21 protein-coding genes and 2 pseudogenes are annotated in these 23,317 nt (G+C 69.4%); 13 read left to right on the forward strand and 10 right to left on the reverse strand.

Annotated elements, in window-relative coordinates:
- Positions 1–61: 61 nt before the first annotated feature.
- Both KIS93_RS04735 and KIS93_RS04740 read right to left on the reverse strand, forming a co-directional pair.
- Positions 62–985, reverse strand: coding sequence for a DnaB-like helicase C-terminal domain-containing protein (locus KIS93_RS04735; protein WP_186403747.1), 924 nt, complete (start codon positions 983–985; stop codon positions 62–64).
- A gap of 144 nt (positions 986–1,129) precedes the next feature.
- Positions 1,130–1,942, reverse strand: coding sequence for an SAM-dependent methyltransferase (locus tag KIS93_RS04740; protein WP_186403748.1), 813 nt, complete (start codon positions 1,940–1,942; stop codon positions 1,130–1,132).
- A 195-nt stretch (positions 1,943–2,137) separates the two neighbouring features.
- Between KIS93_RS04740 and KIS93_RS04745 the strand changes: the two genes are divergently transcribed.
- From KIS93_RS04745 to KIS93_RS04780, 8 genes are all read left to right on the forward strand, one after another.
- Complete coding sequence (locus KIS93_RS04745) at positions 2,138–2,737, forward strand: TetR/AcrR family transcriptional regulator (protein WP_186403749.1); 600 nt, start codon at positions 2,138–2,140, stop codon at positions 2,735–2,737.
- A gap of 437 nt (positions 2,738–3,174) precedes the next feature.
- Entirely contained in the window at positions 3,175–3,750 is a 576-nt protein-coding gene (locus tag KIS93_RS04750; protein WP_186403750.1) for an RNA polymerase sigma factor, read from the forward strand.
- Positions 3,751–3,877: 127 nt separating this feature from the next.
- A complete protein-coding gene (locus KIS93_RS04755) occupies positions 3,878–4,882 on the forward strand; it encodes a CU044_5270 family protein (RefSeq protein ID WP_281261945.1) in 1,005 nt (334 codons plus the stop codon).
- A 35-nt stretch (positions 4,883–4,917) separates the two neighbouring features.
- On the forward strand, positions 4,918–5,250 hold the full coding sequence (locus tag KIS93_RS04760; protein ID WP_168017641.1) for a hypothetical protein: 333 nt from the start codon (positions 4,918–4,920) through the stop codon (positions 5,248–5,250).
- 335 nt (positions 5,251–5,585) lie between these two features.
- Positions 5,586–6,806 (forward strand): cupredoxin domain-containing protein, encoded by a 1,221-nt coding sequence (locus KIS93_RS04765; RefSeq protein ID WP_186403752.1) that lies wholly within the window; start codon positions 5,586–5,588, stop codon positions 6,804–6,806.
- Positions 6,807–6,980: 174 nt separating this feature from the next.
- The gene (locus KIS93_RS04770; RefSeq protein WP_222107246.1) at positions 6,981–9,095 is read left to right on the forward strand and encodes a molybdopterin-dependent oxidoreductase; all 2,115 of its coding nucleotides are present in this window, start codon (positions 6,981–6,983) and stop codon (positions 9,093–9,095) included.
- A 168-nt stretch (positions 9,096–9,263) separates the two neighbouring features.
- A complete protein-coding gene (locus tag KIS93_RS04775; protein WP_186403753.1) occupies positions 9,264–9,950 on the forward strand; it encodes a carboxymuconolactone decarboxylase family protein in 687 nt (228 codons plus the stop codon).
- A 115-nt stretch (positions 9,951–10,065) separates the two neighbouring features.
- Positions 10,066–10,947: an SDR family oxidoreductase gene (locus KIS93_RS04780; protein WP_186403754.1), complete on the forward strand. Its 882-nt coding sequence runs from the start codon at positions 10,066–10,068 to the stop codon at positions 10,945–10,947.
- A 29-nt stretch (positions 10,948–10,976) separates the two neighbouring features.
- Here the strand turns inward: KIS93_RS04780 and KIS93_RS68780 are convergent.
- Together KIS93_RS68780 and KIS93_RS68785 are read right to left on the reverse strand one after the other, a co-directional pair.
- Positions 10,977–11,821, reverse strand: a pseudogene (locus KIS93_RS68780) (SAM-dependent methyltransferase).
- A gap of 800 nt (positions 11,822–12,621) precedes the next feature.
- Positions 12,622–12,762: a hypothetical protein gene (locus KIS93_RS68785; protein ID WP_246005234.1), complete on the reverse strand. Its 141-nt coding sequence runs from the start codon at positions 12,760–12,762 to the stop codon at positions 12,622–12,624.
- Here KIS93_RS68785 and KIS93_RS68790 point away from each other — a divergent pair.
- Positions 12,706–12,957, forward strand: a complete 252-nt coding sequence (locus KIS93_RS68790; protein WP_246005223.1) for a hypothetical protein — start codon at positions 12,706–12,708, stop codon at positions 12,955–12,957. The genes KIS93_RS68785 and KIS93_RS68790 overlap by 57 nt on opposite strands.
- Positions 12,909–13,241 (forward strand): annotated as a pseudogene (locus KIS93_RS68795) (sulfotransferase); the annotation flags it as partial. The gene KIS93_RS68790 and the pseudogene KIS93_RS68795, both read left to right, overlap by 49 nt.
- On the opposite strand, the gene KIS93_RS04800 reads toward KIS93_RS68795, so the two are convergent.
- The 3 genes from KIS93_RS04800 to KIS93_RS04810 all read right to left on the reverse strand — a co-directional run bounded on the left by KIS93_RS04800 (position 13,168) and on the right by KIS93_RS04810 (position 15,975).
- The gene (locus KIS93_RS04800) at positions 13,168–14,325 is read right to left on the reverse strand and encodes an alpha/beta hydrolase family protein (RefSeq protein ID WP_186403755.1); all 1,158 of its coding nucleotides are present in this window, start codon (positions 14,323–14,325) and stop codon (positions 13,168–13,170) included. The pseudogene KIS93_RS68795 and the gene KIS93_RS04800 sit on opposite strands and share 74 nt — an antisense overlap.
- A gap of 65 nt (positions 14,326–14,390) precedes the next feature.
- Complete coding sequence (locus KIS93_RS04805; RefSeq protein WP_186403756.1) at positions 14,391–15,416, reverse strand: AraC family transcriptional regulator ligand-binding domain-containing protein; 1,026 nt, start codon at positions 15,414–15,416, stop codon at positions 14,391–14,393.
- 13 nt (positions 15,417–15,429) lie between these two features.
- Complete coding sequence (locus KIS93_RS04810; RefSeq protein WP_222107247.1) at positions 15,430–15,975, reverse strand: TetR/AcrR family transcriptional regulator; 546 nt, start codon at positions 15,973–15,975, stop codon at positions 15,430–15,432.
- A gap of 60 nt (positions 15,976–16,035) precedes the next feature.
- Here KIS93_RS04810 and KIS93_RS04815 point away from each other — a divergent pair, with 60 nt between their 5' ends.
- Positions 16,036–16,176 carry a hypothetical protein gene (locus KIS93_RS04815; RefSeq protein ID WP_168017629.1) on the forward strand — a complete coding sequence of 47 codons (141 nt, stop codon included), beginning with the start codon at positions 16,036–16,038 and terminating at the stop codon, positions 16,174–16,176.
- 82 nt (positions 16,177–16,258) lie between these two features.
- Here the strand turns inward: KIS93_RS04815 and KIS93_RS67270 are convergent, their stop codons facing one another.
- On the reverse strand, positions 16,259–16,615 hold the full coding sequence (locus tag KIS93_RS67270; RefSeq protein WP_222107248.1) for a transposase: 357 nt from the start codon (positions 16,613–16,615) through the stop codon (positions 16,259–16,261).
- Positions 16,616–17,246: 631 nt separating this feature from the next.
- Here KIS93_RS67270 and KIS93_RS64590 point away from each other — a divergent pair.
- Both KIS93_RS64590 and KIS93_RS04830 read left to right on the forward strand, forming a co-directional pair.
- The gene (locus KIS93_RS64590) at positions 17,247–17,609 is read left to right on the forward strand and encodes a carboxymuconolactone decarboxylase family protein (RefSeq protein ID WP_246005186.1); all 363 of its coding nucleotides are present in this window, start codon (positions 17,247–17,249) and stop codon (positions 17,607–17,609) included.
- A 221-nt stretch (positions 17,610–17,830) separates the two neighbouring features.
- The gene (locus KIS93_RS04830; protein ID WP_186403759.1) at positions 17,831–19,135 is read left to right on the forward strand and encodes a M50 family metallopeptidase; all 1,305 of its coding nucleotides are present in this window, start codon (positions 17,831–17,833) and stop codon (positions 19,133–19,135) included.
- A 1,608-nt stretch (positions 19,136–20,743) separates the two neighbouring features.
- Here KIS93_RS04830 and KIS93_RS04835 read toward each other — a convergent pair.
- Both KIS93_RS04835 and KIS93_RS04840 read right to left on the reverse strand, forming a co-directional pair.
- Positions 20,744–21,580, reverse strand: a complete 837-nt coding sequence (locus tag KIS93_RS04835; RefSeq protein WP_186403760.1) for a hypothetical protein — start codon at positions 21,578–21,580, stop codon at positions 20,744–20,746.
- A 236-nt stretch (positions 21,581–21,816) separates the two neighbouring features.
- Positions 21,817–22,758 (reverse strand): ParA family protein, encoded by a 942-nt coding sequence (locus KIS93_RS04840; protein ID WP_240973824.1) that lies wholly within the window; start codon positions 22,756–22,758, stop codon positions 21,817–21,819.
- Between the last annotated feature and the right edge of the window lie 559 nt (positions 22,759–23,317).

The following is a 23,317-nucleotide window of genomic DNA, read 5'->3' on the forward strand; positions in this document are numbered from 1 at the left end:
GGCCGGTGAATCCGTCACATGACTGGCCGCACCGCACCGGTCAAGGCCCGGACGGGACGAATCAGGGCCGGGACGGGTCCGCGAAGCGGCCGTAGCGTTGATCGAAGGTCACCGTCACCGTGGCCTTGGGCCCGTAGCGATGCTTGGCCACGATCAGGTCTGCCTCACCCACGCGAGGCGACCACGGGTCGTGCGCGTCCTCCCGGTGCACCATGATGACAACGTCGGCGATGTGACCGACCGTGTCGGAGTTCCGGAAGTCCGTCAGCGGCCCCGGGCGGCGATCGGCCCGCTCCTTCGACCGGTCGCCGAGCTGGGCACCGGCCACCACCGGCACCTTGAGCTCCATCGCCAGCTCCTTCAGCGCGCGAGCCGCCTCGGCGACCGGCGGGTCCCGCGACTCGTCCGAAGGCCAGGGCCGGACGTCGTCGAGCCCGTCCACGACGATCAGCTCAAACTTCCCGTCGGTGGCCAGGTCTGCGATGTACGAGGTCAGATGCGTGGCCGTCCAGCCCGCGGGCGTGATGACGGACAGGGGCGCGCCGGCCAGTTCCGCCGTCCGGCGTACGACCCGAGCGGAGTCGTCCAAGCCGATCGTCCCCGCGCGCAGCTCATCGAGGGGGACGCTCGCCTCGGCGGCCAGCAACCGCAGGGTCAGCTCGTGATCGGGCATCTGGAAGCTGGCCAGCAGGGCCGGCCTGTGGCGGCGGAACGCGGTGTCACGGCACAGGTGCAGGAGCAGGGCCGACGTGCCCATCGACGGGCGGGAGGCCACCACGGTCAAGGTGCCGGGGCTCAGGCCGCCGCCGAGGAGGGTGTCGAGCTCCTGGAAGCCGGAAGGGGTGCTGAAGGTGTTCTCCGCGCGGGCGTCCATCGTGTCGAGGGCCGAGAAGAGCAGCACCGCCATCGGGACGGCTTCGTCCAGCGGGTCGCGTCTCTGGGCGTCCGGCGCGGGCGTCCGGCCGTCCTCATCGGGCACTGGCATGAGGGTTCCTGGTGGGTGTGCGTGGCGATCCCCTGCGTCGGGGCTGGTGAGAACGTCCGTCTCGCCGACGATAGGCAACCGCGGTGGCGCGGCGAATCTGTCATCAAACCAGTGAGCGGGTATGGCCGCGCGCGGATCGCTCGCTCAGGGAATGCGCCCGATCCCGCAGAGAACGTCGGCACCTCCGGGACCGGCGACGGAGGCGTCAAGAGCGTCCTCGGCGGTCGCCGAGACCAGGCCGGGCTCCACCATCTCCAGCCCGTCGAAGAACCCGGCGATCACCTCGCGGCTGCGCGGGGTCACATTGCCGGTGCTGGTCCTGCGGTAGACCTCGCGCCCCGCCCCCACCGCGCGGCCGTCGAGCCTTCCCTCGGTGACGTGCGAGATGACCAGATAGCTGCCGGACGGCAGTGCTTCGCGGACGATCCGAAGGATGTCCCGGACCTGGTCATCGTCGGGGATGAAGTGCAGCACCGCCATCAGCAGGACGGCCGTCGGCCGCCGCAGGTCGAGGTGCTGAAGGATCTCCGGATGAGTGAGGATGGCCTTGGGCTCGCGCATGTCGCCCTCCACCACGATCGTGTCCGCGGTCTCGGCCAGCAGAGCGCGAGCGTGCACGAGCACGATCGGATCGTTGTCGACGTAGACCACGCGGGTGCCAGGGGCGACCTGCGCCGCCACCTGGTGGACGTTCTCCTGGGTCGGCAGGCCGGTGCCGATGTCGAGGAACTGCCGGACCCCTTTCCGGGCGATCGCGCGAACGGCACGCCCCATGAACGCCCGGTTGGCCCGCGCGACCTCCTTGGCGTTGGGCGAGAGCCGGAGGATCTGCGCGGCGGCCTCACGGTCGGAAGCGAAGTTGTCCTTGCCGCCGAGCAGATAGTCGTAGATGCGGGCCACGCTCGGCACGGCCGGATCCACCCCGGCCGGCGCGTGTTCCTGCTCCGTCACGGTCATCACCTGCTTTCACACGACGGGTATCGCGACCGGTCTGAAGGACGAGGCTAGAGGAGGAGGCCGCCCGTCGAATCTGTCAACCTGCCAGTGTGTCGTCCGCGCGGCGGGTGCCTGCAGCGCCTCCCGGCTTGAAGTTCCCATGCGGGGCTTGGAAGTCTTTATGGGAGGATATACCTTGGTCATCGAGGGGGAGAGATGCACAGGACAGGACGCCGCCCGGGCACCTCGACCACCCGCGACGAGATCATCTCGGCGGCGGCCGCGGCTTTCACCGCCAACGGTTACGAAGCCGTGAGCGTGCGCAAGGTGGCCGCCGACGCGGGCGTCGACCCGGCCCTCGTCCGGCGCTTCTACGGTAGCAAGGAGCAACTGTTCACTGCCGTCGTCACCTCGGTTTTCCAGCCCGAGCAGGCCGTGACCATGCTGCTAGACGGCCCGCGGGGCGGGCTGGGTGAGCACCTGGCCGCCTACGTCCTCGACCTGCTCGGCGATGTGCGGCAGCCGGGCCCTCTCCTGGGATTGATCCGCTCCGCCGCCACCAGCGATCACGCGGCGGCGCTGATCAGACAGTTCCTGGCCAACGACATGCTGGGCAAGCTCACCCAGCAGCTCGGCGTGGATCAGCCCGAGCTGCGTGCCGCCCTGGCCGCCGGCCATCTGGTCGGGATCGCCATAGCCCGCTACGCCGTCCGCGTCGACGCGCTGGTCGCCGCCGAGCCCGACGAACTCATCGCCTGGATAGCCCCGGCCCTGCAGCGCTATCTCACCGGCCGCGCTCCCTTCCAGCCTGCCTGATCACAGAAGGGTTGGAGTTCGCGACCCGCTCCTTCTCCAGCAGTAACTTGCCACGATCGATGACATGGAGATGAGCGGAGCGGACCTCTTGGGACAGGCCGAGCGCATCACAACAGCCGTGGGCCGGCGTTCGTGTCGCGGCCTTGCGCGCGATCACCGAACACGTCGGCTGAGCAGCCCTCCGCCGCCACACGCGCACCGGGCCTGACGGACACGCGGGATCAGGCCGCGCCACATCGCGCCGGCGCCGCACCACGCCTGACATTCCGTGCGGTGGACTGCGCCGCCTCGGGCGCCGCGGCTGTCGGGCCGGCGTGCACAGCTCCTCGCGGGCTAGGCAGCGTGAACATCCCTGGGCCGGTCGGTGAATAGGGATGACGGACTCCCCGTGAGGAAAGGCGGCCGATGACAGCAGGAGCCATGGCGAGAGCCGTCACATGATCCAGGTGACGCCGCAGGTGACCGACGCCGCGCTCATCGAACGCTCCTTGACCCAGCCGGACTGCTTCGCCGCGCTGTTCGACCGCCACTATCCGGCGATTCACGGCTACGCGGAGCGTCGGCTGTCGCGCCCGCTGGCCGATGACATCGCGGCCGAGACGTTCCTGGTCGCCTTCGATCGGCGGGGCACCTACGACCGATCCCGGCCGGACGCGCGCCCCTGGCTGTATGGGATCGCCTCCAACCTGATCGCCCGCCACCGCCGGGCCGAGGTCCGGCAGTACCAGGCGCTGGCCAGAGCGGAGGTGAGCGAGGTCGGCGAGGACCACGCCGAGCGGGTCGTGGACTCGCTGGACGCCTTCGCCGTCCGTGGCCGGCTGTCGGCGGCGCTGGCCGGGTTACCGGCCGGTGATCGGGACGTGCTGCTGCTGGTGGCCTGGGCCGAGCTGACCTCTGACGAGGTCGGCAGGGCGCTCGGCGTGCCCGCCGGTACGGTCCGCTCCCGGCTGCACCGGGCCCGTACGAAGATCCGCGCCGTGCTGGATCCGGCGCTCACCGAGAAGGGGCGTTGACCATGGGCGACTGCTTGCGAACCGATCTGGAGGCGCTGCGCTGTGCTTGGCCCCAGCCCCGCCCCCCTTCGCCTGAGGCCCATGCCGCCGCCCGGCAGGCGCTCCTGCGGCGTGCCGCGTCGGCGTCTTGAAGAGCGCGTCTCTGACCGGTGCGGGACGATGGGCCGGCAACGCGGTCTCGCCAGGGCCGACGGGACGCCGAACCGGTGGCGCGGGTCCGCTCAGCGCGGGATGGTGGCCCGCCGTGACCGCGACGATGGCCCTCGTGCTGGGCCTGCTGGCCGCCGCGGTCTGGGCGATCCTGCTGGCGATCACTCCCCCGGCGATGGACGCGGCGGGCACCGTGCTGCCCGCGACGATCATGCCGGTCTCCAACGCGCAGGTGCTGCTCGGCCGCGCCGCCGAGGCCGCCGGTAAACGCGGGTTCACCGGTCCACGGCCTGACCAGTGGATCTACATCGAGACGCGCCGGCAAGGCGCCGGGAAGCCGGCTCGGGGCGCGACCCAGAGTGCGCGAGCACCTCTGGAAACGCAGGTGAGCCGTTCATGGACCCGGGCCGACGGCAGGGAGGTGGCCACCTACGAGAACGGTGACCTGGCGCGCTCGCCCACCGGCGGCGGCATGCCTCCTACCGACTACGCCACGGTGGCGGCGCTTCCCACCGATCCTGACGCGATGCTGGCCTGGATGTATGCCGCCGTGGACGCGTTGCTGCCCGGTTCGGACGAGGAACGGCACGTCCGGGCCTACCGTCTGTTCGACTCCTTGCTGGCACAGAACCTGGTGCCCCGGGCGCAGGAGGCGGCCGTCCACCGGGCGATGGCCAAGATCCCTGGGGTGAGCGTGAACCCCGACGCGGTAGACGTGGACGGGCGTCCGGCGGTGGCGGTGGCCCGCAGGGAGGACTGGGTGGATCACGAACTGCTGCTCGACCGCTCCACCTACACCTATCTGGGCGAGCGCGTGATGGCCAACGCCGACTACACCTTTCCGGAGGCCGGCATCCGCGCGGAAGGGGATCTGGAGATCGTCTACATGGGTTCCCCCCACACCATCGAGAAGGGAACCATCCTGACGCTCAACGTGCGCCTGGACATCGGGGTCACCGATCGGCCCGGGGTGAGACCCTGAACGGCGGACGGCGCCGCGGATGGGCACTGGCCGCGGTGTCGCTGCTGCTGGTGCTGCCCTCGGCCGTCAACCTGATCTGCGGGCTGACCTGGATCTGGACGCCGGCGCTTCCCTTGCCGCTGCTCGACCTGCTGGCGCGGGCGGGTTTGCTCGACGCGTGGCTGGTGGTGGATCTTCTGACCGCCGCCGGCGGGCTCGGGGCCGCCGGGGTGGCGGCGCTGGCGGGGCGGGAGCGCGCTGCCGGCACGTTGATCCTGGCGGCGGTCTCGGTGATCAGTTTCGCCGCCGCCGCGGCCGGAGGCGGCTGGCTTCCCGCATCGTACGGGCTGGCGTACGGCGTGGCGCTGGTCCCCTTGCGCCGCATGTGAGCCGTACGGCCGCGCCGAAACGGAAGGGCATGCCGGCCGGAGGCGAGAGCCCGGCCGGCATCCTGGTAACGAGTATCCCGATACCCCTCACCCCCGAACCTATATCCCCGCTCGGGGACTTTAAAGTCTTCATGCGAGGACTTATCTTGTGGAGGCATCGGGGCGGGCCCGGGTATCCGTCACGCGACTGGCCCGGCTCTGCCCAGGACAACCAGCATCCTCACCCGTTGCGGCGGAGCCGGCGGCACGCCACCATCGCCCTCGACGGCCTCCCTTGTCCGGCTGTGTCCCCCCGATCTGACGGACAGCGAGAACCAGGCGAAGGGCAAGACGTCTTGGACTTCACGATCTGCCGATTCCTCGGGCACGACTGCCACGACAACCTGCCCTCGCTCGAGTGGCGGGGCGAGATGCAGGTGGCGGCGCACGCTCACCTGCTGAACCGCTGGCTGGACGAGGACGCCACCGCGAGCCTGGCTCCCAGCGGGCGCCTGCTGGTGGACGTCAGGGACTGCGGCGGCCCGCTGAATGCCGGCCCGCTGGTGAAGTGCGGGCTCTTCCCCGCCCTGTCACCGGACGGGCCGGCGCGCGAGCCGCTGAGCTGCGAGCCGACCGGCGTTCACGACGCCATTCTCGCCGTCCGGCAGGCCATACTCGCGCACCCGCCGACGCGCCGCCTGAAGATGCTCTCCGCCGTACTGGGATGGGCCATCCTCGACGTGGCGGACGAGGCGGCCTTGGTGACGGTCGCCGACGCGGCCGGGGACGAGACGCATGCCGTGTTCTCGTCCGGCTCCAGGGTGATCCGCGTCAGCGTCACCAGTCCGGCCAGCCCAGGGAACGACCGCGACCCGGCCTGCTCGTTCGCGGGGCACTGGTGCGAGGCGCGGCCGGCCCTGCACGACGACGACCTCGCGCTGGCCGAGGCCCGGCTGCGCGCCGTCTGCGCCGGGACGATCCTGCGGGCGCCGCTGGACCTGGACGGTTACGCCGCGTTCCGGGTCGACCTGGCCGGGCACACGTTACCGCCCGATCCCGACCTGGCCTCCGTCCGCCGATGGTGGAGGAGCACCGGGTGGAGCCGTCGCTACGGCGAGGAGTACTTCGAGGACGAGTTCCCCTGGCCCGACGACCCCCAGGCCCAGGAGTTCGTCCCGGACGACGACGCCGATCCATGGGACCCTCTCGACCTGGGGGATCCCGCGGCGGGTGACGCGGCGGACGGGTGGATGCTGGGCATGGGGCCGCGGTCGCTGAGCACGCCGGTCTTCCTGGCCGAGGTCGAGGCGTTCAGCGCCGCCTGCCGCCGGGAGTCCGCCGGCCACGCGGCGGGCGAGCTCGTCCCGTACCTGCTGAACGAGCTGATCGACGAGCCCTTGTGGCGGGTGGGCGGGCCGCAGGGCCGCCTGCTGGTGTGGGCGGACGCCGACGAGGGCGGCCGCTTCTGGCGGACGGCCGACGGGGACCTCGACCGGTACGGCGAGGCCCGCAGGCTGCTCGTCGTGGGGCCACGCGAGGCGCTGTACGTGGTGTTCAAGGATGAGAAGAACTGCTGAGCATCCGGCACTGTCATGACGGCCCTCCAGTCACCGACCTGCGCGAATAGGTCATGTGACTGGTTGTCGCCTCTTTGTCGCTCTACGGGGAGCACCGCCGCTTACGCTGACAGCGCGTGCTGCCTCGGAAGTGGCCGGCGGCGCGGGGATGCCGGCGTAAAGGAGTCAACGTCCATGGTGGAGATGCGAACGCGGGCCGCCGCCTGCAATCTGTGCGAGGCCATGTGCGGGCTGAACATCACGTTGCGGGGCGATGAGATCGTCGACATCCGCGGCGCCGACGACGACCCCTTCTCCAAGGGGCACATCTGCCCCAAGGCGGTCGCGCTGCAGGACATCCACGACGACCCGGACCGGCTGCGCCTGCCGGTCAGGCGCACGCCGTCCGGCTGGCGGCAGATCGACTGGGACGAGGCCCTCGACCTGGTCGCCTCCCGCCTGGCAGACATCCGGATCCAGCACGGCGCGGACGCGGTGGCCGTCTATCTCGGCAACCCGGTCGCGCACAGCCTGGGCGCCCTCACGCACGCTCCCGGCTTCGCCCGCATGCTCGGCACCCGCAACCGCTTCTCCTCCAACTCCGTCGACGTACTGCCCAGCCAGTTCGTGTCCTACCTGCTCTACGGCAACCAGTGGCTGATCCCGATCCCGGACATCGACAGGACCGGCTACTTTCTCGTCTTCGGCGCCAATCCCGCCGCCTCCAACGGCAGCGTGATGGGCGCGCCCGGCATCACCCGCCGCATTCGCGAGCTGCGCGGCCGGGGTGGGCGGATGGTGCTGTTCGACCCCCGGCGTACCGAGTCGGCGAAGCTGGCCGACGAGCACCACTTCATCCGCCCAGGGGCGGACGCCGCGGTGATGCTGGCCATGGTGCGGACGATCGTGGACGAGGGCCTGGCCAGGCCGCTCCCGTACGTGGACGGCCTGGAGGACTTCCGCGCCGCGATCGAGGAGTTCACGCCCGAGCGGGTGGCGGAGGTTTCGGGCGTGCCCGCGGAGACGATCGTCCGGATCGCCCGCGAGTACGCCGCCGCTCCCTCCGCCGCCTGCTACGGACGGACCGGTGTGTCCACGCAGCGGTTCGGCACGCTGTCCCAGTGGGCGATCCAGATCCTGAACCTGGTGACCGGCAACTTCGACCGTCCCGGCGGCGTCCTGGTCACCCAGCCCGCCGTCGACATGATCGCCGGCGGCCAGCTCAACCCCGGCCACTACGCCAAGTGGCACAGCCGCGTGCGCGGCCTGCCGGAGTTCAGCGGAGAGCTGCCGGTGGCCGTCCTGGCTGAAGAGATCTTCACCCCCGGCGAGGGACAGATCCGGGCGATGTTCACCGTGGCGGGCAACCCGGTGCTGTCGACCCCGGCGGGTCACACCCTGGGCCGGGCGCTCGGCGAGCTGGACTTCATGGCGTCGGTCGACTTCTACATCAACGAGACGACCCGCCACGCCGACGTGATCCTGCCGCCGACCGACCTCATCGAACGCGACCACTTCGACCTGTTCTTCTCCATGTTCACGATCCGGGACGTCGCCCGCTTCACCCCCGCGGTGCTGCCCAAGCCCGACGGAGCCCGGCATGACTGGCAGATCATCGGCGAGCTGGCCCGGCGCTATCAGGAGTTCCTGCCGCCGGACGAGCGCAAGGACCAGCCCGCCCTGAGCCTGACCCCCGAGCAGATCCTCGACTACGGGCTGGCCGCCGGGCAGTACAAGCTGTCCGTGGCCGAGCTGCGCCGCCATCCGCACGGCCTCGATCTCGGCCCGTTGCGTCCCAGCATGCCCGCACGCCTGCAGACCGACGGCAAGCGCATCGACCTCGCGCCGCCGCTGCTGATGTCCGAGCTCCTGCGCGCCCGCGGCGAGTTGCTCACACCCCGGCCCGCGGACGAGCTGCTCCTCATCGGACGCCGCCATCTGCGCGACAACAACTCCTGGCTGCACAACTCCGCCCGCCTGGTGAAGGGCCGCCCGCGCCACCACCTGCTCATGCACCCGGACGACATGAAGGCCCGGAACCTGGCTCACGGCGACCTGGTGAGCGTGCGCTCCGACGCCGGCACGGTCGAGGTCGAGGTGTCGGCGAGCGAGGACGTCATGCCGGGCACCGCGAGCCTGCCGCACGGCTACGGCCACGCCCTGGCCCGCGAGACGTTGTCGATCGCCGGCACCCTGCCGGGCGCCAGCGTCAACGACCTCACCGACCCGCACTACCTCGACCACATCAGCGGCACGGCCGCGCTCAACGGTGTCCCCATCACGGTTACGCCGCCCCACGTGGTCGTCTGAACCGTCCGAACTCGGTTCGAGCAGGAAAGGCGCCCTGAGCCTGGCTGGTGCGCATTCCGGTTGTCCGACAGATTCGCGCCATCCCGGCACGCACTAGCGTCGGTCAGACCTCTGACACGCGCCGTCACGCGGAATGCGTCATCACAGCCCCACACAAGGAGATCAGTAATGAAACTCGCTTCCCAGGACGCCATTCAGGCACTGGACGCCGATTTCGCCGCGATGGCCGTGAAGCGCGGGCATTACGCGTGGGGGTTGCCGCAGCTTTCCATGCGGGAGAAGGCGTTCGTGTTCGTCGCGGCGGACCTGTGCAACCGTTCGCTGCAGTTCCCGCTGCAGACGCACGTGATGATGGCCCTGTCGAACGGCGTGACGCTGGAGGACATCCGGGAGGCCGTCCGCCATCTGGCGCCTTACGTCGGATATCCCACGGCGGCCGAGGCTCTCATGCGGCTCGGGGAGATCGAGAAGGCGGCCGTGGAGGCCGGCCTCGCCACCGGAGGAAAGGAGTCCGGCAACGGACACGCGGGGCAGGCGATCGAACTCCCCGAGCGCGTCGTGCAGGCGACCAAGTCGCTCAACGAGGACTTCGCCGCCTTCCTGCAGGAGGTGTTCGCCGAGCGCTGGGGCCGGCCCAACCTGACGGTGGCCGAGCGGGCGCTGTGCACGATCGCGACCGATGTGCTGAACGGGACGCTGGAGCAGTCGTTCGCCCAGCACGTCGGGCTGGCACTGGACCACGGAGCCGGTGAGGAGCAGGTGCAGGCGGTCCTGCTGCTCGTCGCCGAGTTCGGCGTGGCCAAGGCGGGGCGCGGCTTCGCCGCGCTGGCGGACGTCCTGGCCGCCAGGCGATGACCTGCTCTCCTGGCACGGGCCCCCGCCCCGCGAAGGCCGCTCGCCGTGAGGCTGTTGCGCGCTCTCACGGCGGGCGAACCGATTCCCACAGCATTCACATTCTTGGAGGGCGCTCATGCCGACGTACGGGACCAGCCGCGGAGGAGTCGTCGTCACCGGCGCTTCCACCGGCATCGGCCAGGCCACGGCTCTCGGGCTGACCAAGGCCGGCTATCACGTCTTCGCGGGCGTGCGGAAAGAGGCGGACGGCGAGGCACTGCAGCGCCAGGCCGGAGAAAGGCTCACACCCCTTCTTCTGGACGTCACCGATCAGCACGCGGTCCGGGAGGCCGCCAAGACCGTCGACAAGTCGGACGTGCCTTTGGTCGGCCTGGTGAACAATGCCGGAATCGGTCTGACGTGGCCGGTTGAGGCCATTCCACTGGAAACGCTGCGCTGGCAGTTCGAGGTCAACGTGTTCGGACAGGTCGGGGTGATCCAGGAATTCCTGCCCGCGCTTCGCCGGACGAAAGGCCGGATCATCAACATCGGCTCCATCGGCGACCGGCTGACCCTGCCGTTCGGCGCTCCGCTCTGCTCCTCCAAGTGGGCGTTCGCGTCGGTGACGGAGGCGCTGCGGATGGAGTTGCACCCGTGGGGCATCCACGTCGTGCTGATCGAGCCCGCCACGATCTCCACCACCGCCGTGCAGAAGCTGCGCAAGGACGCCGAGGACACCCTGGTCCAGATGACGGCGGAACAGCGCGGATACTACGAGACGACCTACCGTGCGATGACCGCCAAAGCCTATGAGAGGGAGCAGGGCGGCAGCGATCCTTCCGTGGTGGCGAAGGTGGTGCTGCAGGCCCTGACGGCCGGCCGGCCGGCGACGCGGTACAAGGTCGGCAAGGACTCCGGGCTCCTGGCGTTCGTGGCCCGCTGGCTCCCCGATCGCGTATTCGACCAGGCCAGGTTCAAGCTGTTCGACCTGCCCGGCAAGTTCGGCAGCCTCTCCTAGGCTTCTCACCGAGCCCGCGAGCAGGTCCCTCAGACCGGCAAGCGAGCGACGCCGCCGTAGACGCCGGACATCTCCGGTGGCAGGTCGCCGTCGTCCGTGCCGTCGGGCCGCCATCGGGGCACGTACACCAGGCCCGGCTCCACCAGGGTGAAGCCGTCGAAGAGGCGCTGGATGGCGTCGTGCGTGCGGAGTACGAGCGGGTCGGCGGCTCGCCGGTACTGTTCCTCGGCCGTCTGGATCTGCTCCGGGGACAGGGTCTTGTCCAGGCCGTCCATGGAGCCGTGGCTGAGGGCGAGGAAGCTGCCGGGAGCCATCCGGTCGCGGATGGTGGCGATGAGCCGCTGGGGTTCTGCTCGTCGGTGACGAAGTGCAGGACCGCGTTCAGGACCAGGGCGATCGGCCGGCGCCAGTCCAGGAAGTCCCGCACGTCGGGGTGGGCGAGGATGTCCTCGACACGCCGCAGGTCGCCGCCGATCACCCGTACGCGATCGTTGCCGGCTGTCAGGGCACGGGCGCAGGCCACCACGGTGGGGTCGTAGTCGACGTAGACCACCCGGGCGTCCGGATCGATGCTCTGGGCGATCTCGTGCACGTTGCCGGCGGTGGGGAAACCCGAGCCGATGTCGAGGAACTGGCCGATGGCGCCGCCGTCGGGGTCGGCGAGCCAGCGGACCGCCCGCCGCAGGAACGCCCGGGTGGCCCGCATGCCGACGGCCGTGTTCGGGCTGCCGGCCAGCATCGCCTCGGCGGCCTCGCGGTCGGCGGGGAAGTGGTCCTTGCCGCCGATGACGTAGTTGTAGATGCCCGCGGACGTCGGGCGGGTGGTGTCGATGCCCGCCGGCACCCACCCTTCTGGTCCGGCCTTCTCCGTCATCCTCGCCTCCCGGCAGTCCGGCTTCGCTGAGGGCTTTCGTGATCGTTGATCACCCTTGACGGTGCTCGCCGGGCTTGCGATGTGTCAAGGCTCCAGCTCGATATGCGTTTTTGACAGGCCGGCGCCGGGCGCGGCGCCGACAGCAGGAATGCGGCCGGGCTCCCTGCTCTGGGACAGGCTCTGCGCCAGCACCGGCGGCTCGATGCCGGCCGATCACGAGATCGGCCCGGACCTGCCGGGTCGGCGTAGGGGCGGGCGACACCTTGATGGTCGCGCACTCCCCCGTGTCCATGGTCCCGCAGGTGGACCATGCGATCGTGGGCCGGCTCCGGCGATGCCCGGCGTGGCGCTCCCGCCAATTGTCACGTCACCGCCGGCCCGCCGGCCCCGCGGTGAACAGCTTCGACCTCCTATGCTGTCCTCCTCCCGCTCGTCCTCGGGACCGAGCAGCAGGCCGCGCTCGTCGAGGCGCCCGATGACGCTGAGCTCGATCTCGGGTCGTGGCCAGGCAGTGTCATCCTGCCACGGTGTTCTCCGCCTGGCCACGAATCCCGGCACGACCGCCACGATGTCCGCGCGTTCTCACAGGCGGCCGGCGAGCGCGGGACGGCTCGAATGTACGACATGCGGCGGCAGTCCGAATCCGTCGAGTGACTGGTGCCGTACGGCCAGGCCCGCAGTGGATGACATGCGGCATCGGCCGCGGCAGGACATGCCCGCGACCAGCAACCGAAGCGACCGGTCATTCCGCACCAGCCGCAAGCCAGATACCCGCAGTCCTGCGGCAGGAACTCTGACGATCAGACGCCGGCGTCCACGAGGAGGTTGCGATGGGTCATATCGATGTCATCGGGGCAGGTTTGCCACGCATAGGGACCACGTCGATGAAGGCGGCCTTGGAGCATCTCGGTTTCGGCCCCTGCCAGCTGCTCCGCGAGCATGCGAAGCACAGTATTCAAACTCATCCGGAACCCGGCCCTGACCTCGGGCATGCCCGGAGCCGAGAGCATCGTGTCCCTTTCACGGCACCTGTGGAGCGCTGTCTTCGGGCACGGCCCGGACGTCGTAGTCCCCCACCGAGCGGGAAACGACAGAGGCGTTCGAGCGGCACACCGCAGAAGTCCTCTCAAGCGTGAGCCCGGACCGCGTGCTCGTGCACGACGCCGCCCAGGAATGGGAGCCGTTGCGCGAGTTCCTCGGGGTGAAGGCGCCAAGCATCCCCTATCCGACCCTCCACAGGGGTCACGCCACCCAGGAGGCGGTGCAGCGGCTGCGCCGCGGGGAACGCCCTTCCTGCCCTGCGGAGATCCGTTCCCGGCGGGGACGGCCCAGCGCACGCGTAACAGTCACGAACGTCCCACAGGGAGGATCCGGTCGAGCCAGTCGCACACCTCCTGGGCGAGCCGGGTGGGATTGTTGATCTGGCAGTGGGCGTCGGCGCCTGTGGCGGCGTCGAGTTCCAGCAGCTTTTTGCGCGGTGACGGCAGAGCGTGGTGCCAGCTCCGTACCTGCTCGACGAGGGCAGGCGACTCCCCCAGCCCGACAATGGACAGGAACGGGCAGGTGACCTGGGCGGGGTCGGCGGTGAAGGTGGCGAGCAGGCGAGCGAAGTCGACCGGCCCCGCCAGTCCGGAACGCCACAGGTACATCTGAAAGTTGTCCTTCATCGCCCCCTCTTCGGCCATCCGCCGCACCACCTCGACGGGTAGCAGCGACCCGAAGTCGGAGATGGGCGTGGTGGCGGCGGCCGCCGCGATCCGCCGCTCCGACATGACGGCGCGGCTGACCATGTAGCCTCCCCCGGAGAAGCCGATGATGGCGAGCGTGGCGGGATCCTGGCCGTAAGCGTCGATCAGATGGTCGACGACGGCGCCGACCGGCCGCTCGGTCTCGGCCATCAGGTGCAGGCCGCGCAGCGGCGTGCTGCCCTGCCCGGGCAGGTCCGCCATCACCGTGGTGTAGCCGCGCCGCCAGGCGTTTAGGCCGATCAGGTGGTACATGTCCTCCCGGCCGCTGTCGCCGCCACCGATGACGATGAGCGTGGGAGCGTCGGGTCCGGCGTCGAGTCGCAGCCCCGGCAGCGACGTGCCCTCGAACGGCACCTCGAGGTAGTCCAGGGGCAGGTCCAGCAGCGTCACCGCCCGCTCGAACGCGGCCTCGTACTTGTTGATCAGACGGATGAACCCGTCGCCGCGCCCGGCGAACTGCCACGCCTGTCGATAGCAGTAATAGGCCTTCATCATGACCTCACCGGCGCTGCGCCGACGGCCATCCACCTCCCAGCCGTCGGCCAGGTCACCCTGGGCATCCCCGTAACGTTCGAACTCTTCTGTCCAGCTCGCGGTGTCGCCGTCGGAGATCCGGGAGGCGATGTGGTAGAGCTCGCCGGCGTCGAGGCCGCCTGTCTTGGCGGCTCCGGCGGACCACTGGAAGATGAAGTCCATGTCCCGGTCGTCGAAGCGGTACCGGATGGGATTGCTGCGCTGCACCGTCTCGTCTGTCATGCCGCCGAGGCTAGGCCCGGCCCCTGGGCGGTGGTGAGGACAGAACACGCGGTGAGGGGGACCGTTCACGCAGTGGAGCTGCGGTACTCCTGAGGGGTGCGCCCGTGCACGCGCCTGAAGGCTCGCCGGAAGGCGCGCACGTCGGCGTAACCGAGCCGGGCGCTGATCGCCGCGACCGGCATGCCGGTGCCGGACAGGAGTTCCACGGCCAGCCTCGCGCGCTCCGCCTCCAGTTCCTGCCGCCAACTCGTCCCCTCCTCGTGCAGCAGTTGCTGCAGCCGGCGCGGGCTGATCGCGAGGCTGTGCGCGGCCGCTCTCAAGGTCGCTTTGTCATGGTCGAGCCCGGCGGCCAGGAAGGACCGCACCCGATCCCGCCACGGCCGCCCCTCTCCCTGCCGCCCCTCTCCCTGCCGCCCCTCTCCCTGCCGTAGCCGACTGACGGTTCGCCGGAGCAGGGCCGCCAGGGCGGGATCGGCTCCGAGCAGCGGGCGGTCGAGGTCGCGGCGGCGGAAGGTGAGAGTGTTGGCGTCCTGCCCGAATTCGATCAGTTCGGTGCCGTACGCCGCAACGAGATCACGGTGGCGGGGTGGCGCGGGCATCGCCATCCCGATGCTCACGGGCCGGACCGGCGCGCCCACCGCCGCCCTGGCGAGGGTCAATTGCCAGCCCAGGGCTGCGCTCGCGGGATGCCGGTTCTCGTCCATCGCGGGCATCCGCCGGGTCAGGGTGACCAGGTCGCCGCTCGTGCTCATCTCATACGACCCGCCGGTCGTCACGAGGTCGATGTGCCGGACGACGCTGCCGAACGCCTCACTCAGCGTGCCCGACGACAGGAACAGGAAGTCGAGGAGCGCGAAGCGCCCCGGCTCGTAGGACAGCCCCAGATTCATGCCGAAGTCGGGGTCCCCTACCGCGCGGGCCGCTCGGTTCCACAACTCCGTCACGGCCTCGGCCGGAACACGGGAGCCCGGCACGGGAACCCCGGCGACGTCCAGCCGTGTCTCTCCGACGAGGCGCCTGGGGTCTGCGCCCGCACGGGCCACAGCGGTCAGCAGGACGTTGACCACGGAGGCGGTGAGGCTGCCTGGCATTCCACTCCCCCGTTCAGCCGGACACCAGATAACGCTGCACGGTCGGCCCGACCCAGGTGACGAGTTCCTCGTGGGTCATGTCGGCCATGGGCGGGAGGGCGGCGACGAAGCGGCACAGCGCCAGGCCGAGGATCTGCGTGGAGGCGAGGGCCGCCCGCCGGGCGGCCTCCACCGGATCGTCACACCAGGTGGCTGCCAGAGGAACGATCTCGGCGGCGAAGACGGACCTCAGCCGCTCGGCTCCCAGAGGGCTGGTCGCCCCGCGCAGGAGGATGTGCAGCGCCTCGTCGGCCTCCCACCGCCTCAGGAAGAACTCGACCAGAGTGGCGCCCACCTTCTCCCGCGGGATACCGGCGGGATCCGGCAGCGGGACGTCGAAGGCGCATGCCGCGAGGAAGAGGTCCTCCTTGCTGGCGAAGTAGCGAATGATCATGGCGGGGTCGATGTGCGCCTGGCCGGCGATCGCCCTGATCGTGGTCCGGTCATAGCCATCGGCGGCGAAGCGTTCACGCGCTGCCGCCAGGATCAGGGCCTTGGTTTCACGCGATGACCTTCTCACCCCACAAGTGTAGGCCAACATCTGTTGGCCTACACTTGATCTGCCGCGAGCATCCGGCTGATGATGGACACCGCACAACCGATCGACGGCGCCGACACCGGCATCTCCATGAGCGAGGTCTCGCGCCTCCGCGCCGACCTGGACGCAGAGGCCACCGCTTCCGCGATTACCTGGGGTGTTGAGAAGGCGTCAGGCAAGTGACTGGCCGGTCAGCCAGTGCTCGCGGGCATCGATCCGATCCACAGCCAGCTGCCGGGATCGGCCGGGTGCCCGTCGGGCCCCGTCATGTCCACCGCCACGGCGGCGCCCCGCCACGGGTCAGGCGGCGGGACATCACATCCGTCATCGCCCAATACACCCGTGATTCGGAGCTGGCCGGCAGGTGCTCGTAGTCGCGGACCAGACGGCGGGAGAAGTAGTAGTACGTCGCGCTCTTGGGCGGCAGGTCATGCGGGAGATAGTCCCATTGCACGCCGGTCCGCCCCTGGTAGCGGATGGCATTGACGATCTCGCGTAACTCGTAGCCACTCTCGTGACCGCTGACGGACGGGTGCGCGGCCTTCCACGCCGTGAGCACCGGCTCGATCACCGCCCACTGCGCGTCGGATAAGTCGCTCGGGTACGGCTTGCGCTCAGTCACTCAACCGTCACAGCACGCACGGACCCGCCAACCGACGGTAACGCTACAAATCCATGCGATCACACTACGACATTGGGGGCATGAATTCGCGAACCGCACTTTCATAAGCCGTCGTTCATCCGCGATGGACCGGCGACTCCCTGTGAGCGCGTGTCCTGGGCTCTTCGCCTCCTGCTGGAGAGCTTGATCCACCACGCGGAGCATCATCCTGTCGTTGATGACGTCCGCCACGAGCGGCTGGGCGTTGGGGAGAAGGGATGTGCACTGGTTTTCGGGTGCACCGCCGCGGGCCGCAGATACCGGTGCCCTCAAGGTGGACGGTCGTTGGCGTCATACAGGCCGTAGTCGTCCACGACGTGGGCCGCCAGCCCGAACTCCAGCGCTCGATGGCGTCCGCGGAACAACACACCGATGGCCTGTACGGCTCGCAGTGCCCCCTTCCCGGGCGGCCCAAGGAGCATCGCCCTCGGGCTCAAGCTCGACGCGGTCCTGGGTGGTCATCAGGCATGCCGGACTCCGTGCCGGTCATAACAGGCGGGCTGTGTTGCCCCCTGGAAACCGTGACGGCTGCGGAGGTCGTGATGAGTCAGAGGATCGATGTCGCCAAGCTCGTCCCCGGCATCTACCGACAGTGAGCTGCCACACCCCGACGCTGGGGCTGGTCAAGCTGCGGGCCAGCCAGATCAACGGGTGCGCGTACTGCGTGGACATGCACACCCGGGACATGAAGCAGGCGGGGGAGAGCGACGAGCGGCTCTGGATGGTGGCGGCGTGGCGTGAGGCCGCGGTGTTCACCGCAGCCGAGCGGGCCGCGCTGGCCCTGGCGGAGGAGGCGACCCGGCCGGCCGACCGCGCCGTCGTGTCCGACGCGGTGTGGCAGCAGGCGGCCGAGCACTACAGCGAGGAGCAGCTCGCCGTGCTCTTGGGCGCCATCGGCATGATCAACAACTGGAACCGGATCCTCGTGGGTGCCGGGGTCACTCCAGGTACCTGACGCGCCCGCCCACACGCCCCAGACTTCTCCTGCCGAGAGGCGGCCTGCTCATCGAGGTAGGCGGCTGCCCCGGCACCGCGCTGACTGCCGTACGGTTCGCGCCCGACCGGCGGGCCGCCACTTCGTGAGCCGCGGTGGGCCGCCCTCGGTGGTGGATTCCACTACCCTGGGGGCGAAGCCGGGCCGTTCGGGCCCTTTGTCATCTTCTGCGGAGCGGCCCGATGAACTGGCTCTACGTCGTGGGGATCATCGTCTTCATCCTCGGGCTGATGGTCTCCATCGCGCTGCACGAGATCGGCCACCTCGTGCCGGCCAAGATCTTCGGCGTCAAGGTGACCCAGTACATGGTGGGCTTCGGCTCGACAGCCTGGTCGCGCCGCAAGGGCGAGACCGAGTACGGCATCAAGTGGATCCCGTTCGGCGGCTACATCCGCATGATCGGCATGCTGCCGCCGCGCCCCGGTGACGAGCCGGGCAAGCTGCGCAGCACGGCGACCGGCCCGTGGCAGGGCCTGATCGAGTCGGCCCGCGACGCCGCCCAGGAAGAGGTCCGGCCGGGCGACGAAGACCGCGTCTTCTACCGCAAGAAGTGGTGGCAGAAGGTCATCATCATGTCCGGCGGCCCGGCCATGAACTTCGTACTCGCCTTCATCTTCTTCACCATCCTGCTGGTCGGCATCGGCCTGCCCGTGGAGGCGCCCATCGTCTCGCCCGAGACCCGTACCTGCGTGATCCCCGCCTCCGAGCAGCGCACCACCTGCGCACCCGGCGACCGGCCCACCCCGGCCGCGCAGGCGGGCATGAAGCCCGGCGACCACATCGTCAGCTTCAACGGCCACAAGATCAGCTCCTGGGACCAGGCCCTCCGTCTGGTCCGCTCCCACGGCCCCGGCCCCGCACAGATCGGCATCCTCCGCGACGGCAAGCCGATGACGCTCGCCGTCACGCTCATCGCCCAGGACCGCCCCAACCTCGACGACCCGGCCAAGATTGACAAGAACGTCGGCTATCTCGGCGTGCGCTCTGCCGAGGTCATGGAGCAGCAGAGCATCGGCCAGGTCATCGGCTACATGGGCGAGCTGACCGGCCGGGTGGCCGGCTCGCTGATCAACCTGCCGGAGAAGATGGCCGGCGTCTGGCACGCGGCCTTCTCCGGCGAGCAGCGCGACCCCGAGGGGCCGGTCGGCGTGGTCGGCGCGGGCCGCATGGGCGGCGAGATCCTCGCCTCCGACCTGTCCACGGAGAAGAAGGTCGCCATCTTCGTCAACCTGCTGGCCGGCTTCAACCTCGCGATCGGCATGTTCAACCTCATCCCGCTGCTCCCGCTCGACGGCGGCCACATCGCCGGCGGCCTGTGGGAGGGCATCAAGCGGGCCTACGCCAAGGCCGTCCGGCGGCCCAAGCCCGCGTACGTGGATGTCGCCAAGGTGTTGCCGCTGACGTACGCGGTGGCGCTGCTGATGATGGTCATGGCCGGCCTGCTGGTGTACGCCGACCTGGTCAACCCCCTCACGCTCACCCGCTGAGACCGCCCCGCGGGCGGTGCGGCAGCCGTTTCGCGTCCGCGGGAACGACATGGAGATGGCCCCGGCGGCGCTGCACGTCGAAGCGCACGTTCCTGCCCGGACCCCGCTCGATCCTGTAGCCGTTCGCCGCGACGCTCCCCCCGGTCACCCATCAGTAACGTCACCGATCCAGCGACCCTGGTCACGGAAGGTGCCAGCTCGGCCCGGGTGGCGCTCGTGGTACCGCCGGCGACGAGAGACCCCATCACGATCACGGCGAGTGTTTCCGTGGATGACCTTCATATGCTCTCTCTCATCGTCGCCGGACATGCACAGGCTCGACCGTGTTCAGCACTGCGTCCTTCGTCGAGCTGTCATCTATGTCTTGTCACGGGAGGCGTGAGTGTTGACGGCGGCTCCCCGTTTCACACTCGCCTTGCCCGGCTCGGTCATGGAGCCATTCTCCACCAGCCATGAGTCCGGAACCGACTGCTTCGTCCACCGAACTCGGGGTCCATGTCCTCGAAGCTCTGGATGGTCACGCCGCGTTCCGCAACATGCCGCGTACCTCGGCCACGGTCCGTCCGATGTAGGGCAGGCAGTGCAGCGGCTCGCCCAAGCCGTTCGATCGTGGTGCCGTTCTCGAACGGTTCGCCGGGCCTGGCCTCGCGCCCGAGCGTAATGTCGGCGGGTCCTTGAAAGTTCTCCGGGATCTTCACCCCGATGGGGCAGCCGCCCATCCTGTCGCAGGTCCCCGGCTGGTCGATGGTCTTGATCTCGTCGAGGTACCGGTGCTCTGTGGGGGAGGTGGGGAAGATGGAGCCCACCCACGACGGCGTCGAGGGGATGACCCTGAGGGTCACGTTCAGCCCGGCGTCACGGAGCTGCGTCTGGTACGTTCCGGCGTCGGCGTACAGGTCCTTGGTCTCGATGATGTAGTATCCCGTCCTCCTTCCTGATGTCCAGCGCTGCGGCCCGTCCCTGGTCCGAGGCCGAGCCCGGCAGGCAAGAGCCAGCTCAGGGCGAGGAACGCGGCGGTCAGCATGGCCACGCCCGGCAGCGCGGCGCGCAGGATGGCAGCCACTCGATCAGCGCCGCCGGCTCCGGGCGGCTCATCCAGGTCAGTGCCGAATCGGCGAGCAGCGCCAACCCTTTTCAGTCGGGCCGGGACGATGGATCGATCGCTTGCGTTGGTCAAGCAACGGCAGGGAGTGCCGGGTGGAAAGCGTGACCACCATCGCGGGCAGGCGCACCAGCCAGATCAGCAGGAAAGCGCTCCGGCCGACACGCCGCGCTCACACGCGTCTGGGCCGCCGGAAATGGTTCTTCGTTCGTCTGTACCACCGAGCTCTCATCGAAGAGTCTCGCCTGAGGTGGAAAGCGGCACCCTCGACCTGTGTCCTCGAGAACGAGTCGCGCCTGCGAAGCCGCCGACACCGGCGACCGTTCGGGCTGCCCCGGTCACCTCTCCCCCGGCCCAGGACCTCCTGACAAGGCGGTGCACGCAAGCCCTCTACCGGCACCCTCCCCTCAGCCCGACAGCACGCAGAGCCATCGCTGCAAGCGAGCACGTCCTCACCGTCATGCCCAACCGCACGCGGGGCATGCGGCGATCGCGAGCCCCGCGCTTCAACCTCTCGACACCATCACATCGTGATGTGCCTCACCGGCAGCGGAAGTGTCGTCATCGTCGAGAAGATAGGCCTCCACCGCGACCGACACCAGCGTCGACAGGTGCTCGGCCCCGGTCTCCTTGACCAGGCCGTTGAGGATCTCGAGTTCGGCCGGGCGGAACTGCACCGGCCACAACACCCGCCGGATGCCCGGCTTGGACTTCGACCGCAGGTTCCTGCGCGGCGGGAAGCGTGAGCCGTTGGGGCGGCTCACCTCCAGGCGGGCACGGACCAGGAAGGTCAGCATGTCCAAGGCGAGGAAGTGGTCGATGGCGTCCATGGCCAGCTGGGCGTACTCGATGCTCTCGGCCCGGCTGGTCGCCCTGGCGCGCTCCTTGGCCTCCGGCTTGATGTAGATGCTGACCTGTTCCGGCGTCTGATAGTCGGTGGAGACGGTGGCAGCCGTCACCTGCGGTACAGGGCGGGAGGCGGGACGAGGGGCGGGACGCGAGGCGAGCGGAGCAGCCAGGGGGCGGGCAGCGGGCGGCACCGGAACGCTCGGCACAGCGACAGCCTTGCGGCCCGCTTCGGAGGGAGTCACCGGAGCCTCGCCGGTTGGCGCGGCGCCCTTCCGCGCCGCCGTGGCCGCCTTCTCGGTGACGGCGCCCTTGCGCGGTGCCGTTTCCCGCTCCTCCGTGACAGCGCCGCGCGGCGCCGTCCCCCGCTCTTCCGCGACGGCCCGTCGATCCTCGACCACCTCGACTGGGTCGGGCGCCACGGGTGTGGCCTGCTCGCCGCCTCCTGCGGAACCACGGACGGGCTCGGCGCCCGCGTCCTCCTCCACCAGCGCCACCCCCGCGTCCTGTATGGCAGGCGCCTGCTCGGCGACGGGAGCGGGCGGCACGTCAGGCACCGGGACGGGGGCCGGCTCGCTGGGAGCAGCCTGCTGGGGCTTGTCCGAAGCTTCCTGGCTGGGGGCGGCGGCCTTGGCGACCAGAGCGGACAGGCCGGTCTGGCCGCGTCGTCCGCGAGCCCGCGTCATCCCTCCGAGCTTGGGGGCAGGAGGCTTGTCGTCGAAGAATTCGCTGGTCACGCGTATGCCTCTGCTTCCAGTTCCAGAGCCCTGCTGATGATCTCGGCGGTCGCTTCCTCCATCTCGATGGCGGAGGTCTCGGCCGACTCGCTGCTCAGCGTCAGCTGGTGCCGCTTGGCGTGGGTCTTCCAGTCCGCCCCGGCCGTCAGGTCCGCCAGCTCGGCGAACACCCGCCCGTGCTTGCGGCATTGATCGGCGACGTTGACGGCGCGCGTGATCACGGTCTGGAAGATGGGGATGCCGGAGTCGCCCAGGACCTCGCTGATCTCCTTGCGCTTCTTCGCGAGGAACCCGACCTCCTTGATGCCCACCACCTCTCCGTCCTCGTCCTTGATCTTACGCAGGTTCTGCCGGTCGAAGCCGAACAGCAGGACGCCGAGCGGGGTCAGAGCGGGATTGAGCCGCGAGGCGACGTCGAAGACCTCGCTGACGCCCTCCAGGCCCTGAATGGCCCCTTGGTCGAAGCAGACGGGGATGAGCACGTACTCGGCGGCGACGGCGGCCAGGTGCTGCAGATCGGCGAGGTTCGGAGGGCAGTCGATGAGGATCCACTCGTAGTCCTCGGCGACCTCGGCGAGGGCTTGGGCCAGACTCAGGAGGATCTCCCGCCGTGGGTCGATGGACCGTGTGCCGATCATGGACGCGGTGATCCTCTTGAGGTTCTTGCCGCCAGGCACCACGTCGAGGTTCGGACGTACGTCCTTGATGATGTGGAGCCCCCCGGTCCCCTCGACCACGTCGATGATGCTCTTGCCTTCGTCGTCACCAGGCTTGCCCTGATGTCCCAGATCGAGTCCGAGGTTGCCCTGAGGGTCGAGGTCGATGGCGAGGACGCGCTTGGTCGAACCGGCGGCGTGCAGAGCGGACGCGAGCTGGGCCGAGATGTTGGCCGTGGTGGTCGTCTTGCCCGCTCCCCCCTTGTTGTTCAACACGATCATCACGCGCCTGAGCCGAGGGCGGATCGACTCCACGATCTCTTGTGTGCTCATCACAGGACGTGAGGCCACGGGTTGGGGGAAGGTCATTGCTCTGCTCTCCTGTGCATGCCGACGAGTTGACGGAAGACCCTTCTGCAGAGTGACGGACGCGGTGATCCCGGGACCGGTCACAGGGACGGAACTTCCGTCCCTTTACTAACAGATCTCCTGCACTCACGCCAGGATCGTGACGGGAGTGTCGGCATCTTCATCTTCCGCACGAAGGGTTCATCCGGACTAGCCGCTTCCCCGCCCATCGGTTGACCCGTCGGTGTTCCCCCCGCCTCCCAGCTCACTTCTTCCCCCGATCAGGGGATCGCCCCGATCCTCCTCCCGTCAGGCGGGTTGCTCGACAGGCGAGGGATCGCACGCCCTTGTTGCCTTTCGCCCTGGCTCCATAGTCTGCCCAACAGCATGCGACACACCTTGCGACCTATTGGTTTCTACCCCTGAGACTATCCCTGTCTCAACAACTACTGGATATACAGTTTTTGGGCCGTTCACCATACACATTATTATC

The sequence above is a fragment of the [Actinomadura] parvosata subsp. kistnae genome, assembly GCF_900323885.1.
Taxonomy (GTDB): Bacteria; Actinomycetota; Actinomycetes; order Streptosporangiales; family Streptosporangiaceae; genus Nonomuraea; species Nonomuraea composti.

Bases quoted from the DNA above. Each gene is read 5' to 3' on its own strand.
- KIS93_RS04735 (WP_186403747.1), bottom strand. From the start codon at position 985: ATGCCAGTGCCCGATGAGGACGGCCGGACGCCCGCGCCGGACGCCCAG.
- KIS93_RS04800 (WP_186403755.1), bottom strand. From the start codon at position 14,325: ATGACAGACGAGACGGTGCAGCGCAGCAATCCCATCCGGTACCGCTTC.
- KIS93_RS68785 (WP_246005234.1), bottom strand. From the start codon at position 12,762: ATGCTCGCGGAGCAGCTGGCAGGGGCCGAAACCGAGATGCTCCAAGGC.
- KIS93_RS04745 (WP_186403749.1), top strand. From the start codon at position 2,138: ATGCACAGGACAGGACGCCGCCCGGGCACCTCGACCACCCGCGACGAG.
- KIS93_RS68790 (WP_246005223.1), top strand. From the start codon at position 12,706: ATGAAGGCGGCCTTGGAGCATCTCGGTTTCGGCCCCTGCCAGCTGCTC.
- KIS93_RS04750 (WP_186403750.1), top strand. From the start codon at position 3,175: ATGATCCAGGTGACGCCGCAGGTGACCGACGCCGCGCTCATCGAACGC.
- KIS93_RS04740 (WP_186403748.1), bottom strand. From the start codon at position 1,942: ATGACCGTGACGGAGCAGGAACACGCGCCGGCCGGGGTGGATCCGGCC.
- KIS93_RS04840 (WP_240973824.1), bottom strand. From the start codon at position 22,758: ATGATCGTGTTGAACAACAAGGGGGGAGCGGGCAAGACGACCACCACG.
- KIS93_RS04805 (WP_186403756.1), bottom strand. From the start codon at position 15,416: ATGCCAGGCAGCCTCACCGCCTCCGTGGTCAACGTCCTGCTGACCGCT.
- KIS93_RS04830 (WP_186403759.1), top strand. From the start codon at position 17,831: ATGAACTGGCTCTACGTCGTGGGGATCATCGTCTTCATCCTCGGGCTG.
- KIS93_RS04775 (WP_186403753.1), top strand. From the start codon at position 9,264: ATGAAACTCGCTTCCCAGGACGCCATTCAGGCACTGGACGCCGATTTC.
- KIS93_RS04780 (WP_186403754.1), top strand. From the start codon at position 10,066: ATGCCGACGTACGGGACCAGCCGCGGAGGAGTCGTCGTCACCGGCGCT.
- KIS93_RS04815 (WP_168017629.1), top strand. From the start codon at position 16,036: ATGATGGACACCGCACAACCGATCGACGGCGCCGACACCGGCATCTCC.
- KIS93_RS04770 (WP_222107246.1), top strand. From the start codon at position 6,981: ATGGTGGAGATGCGAACGCGGGCCGCCGCCTGCAATCTGTGCGAGGCC.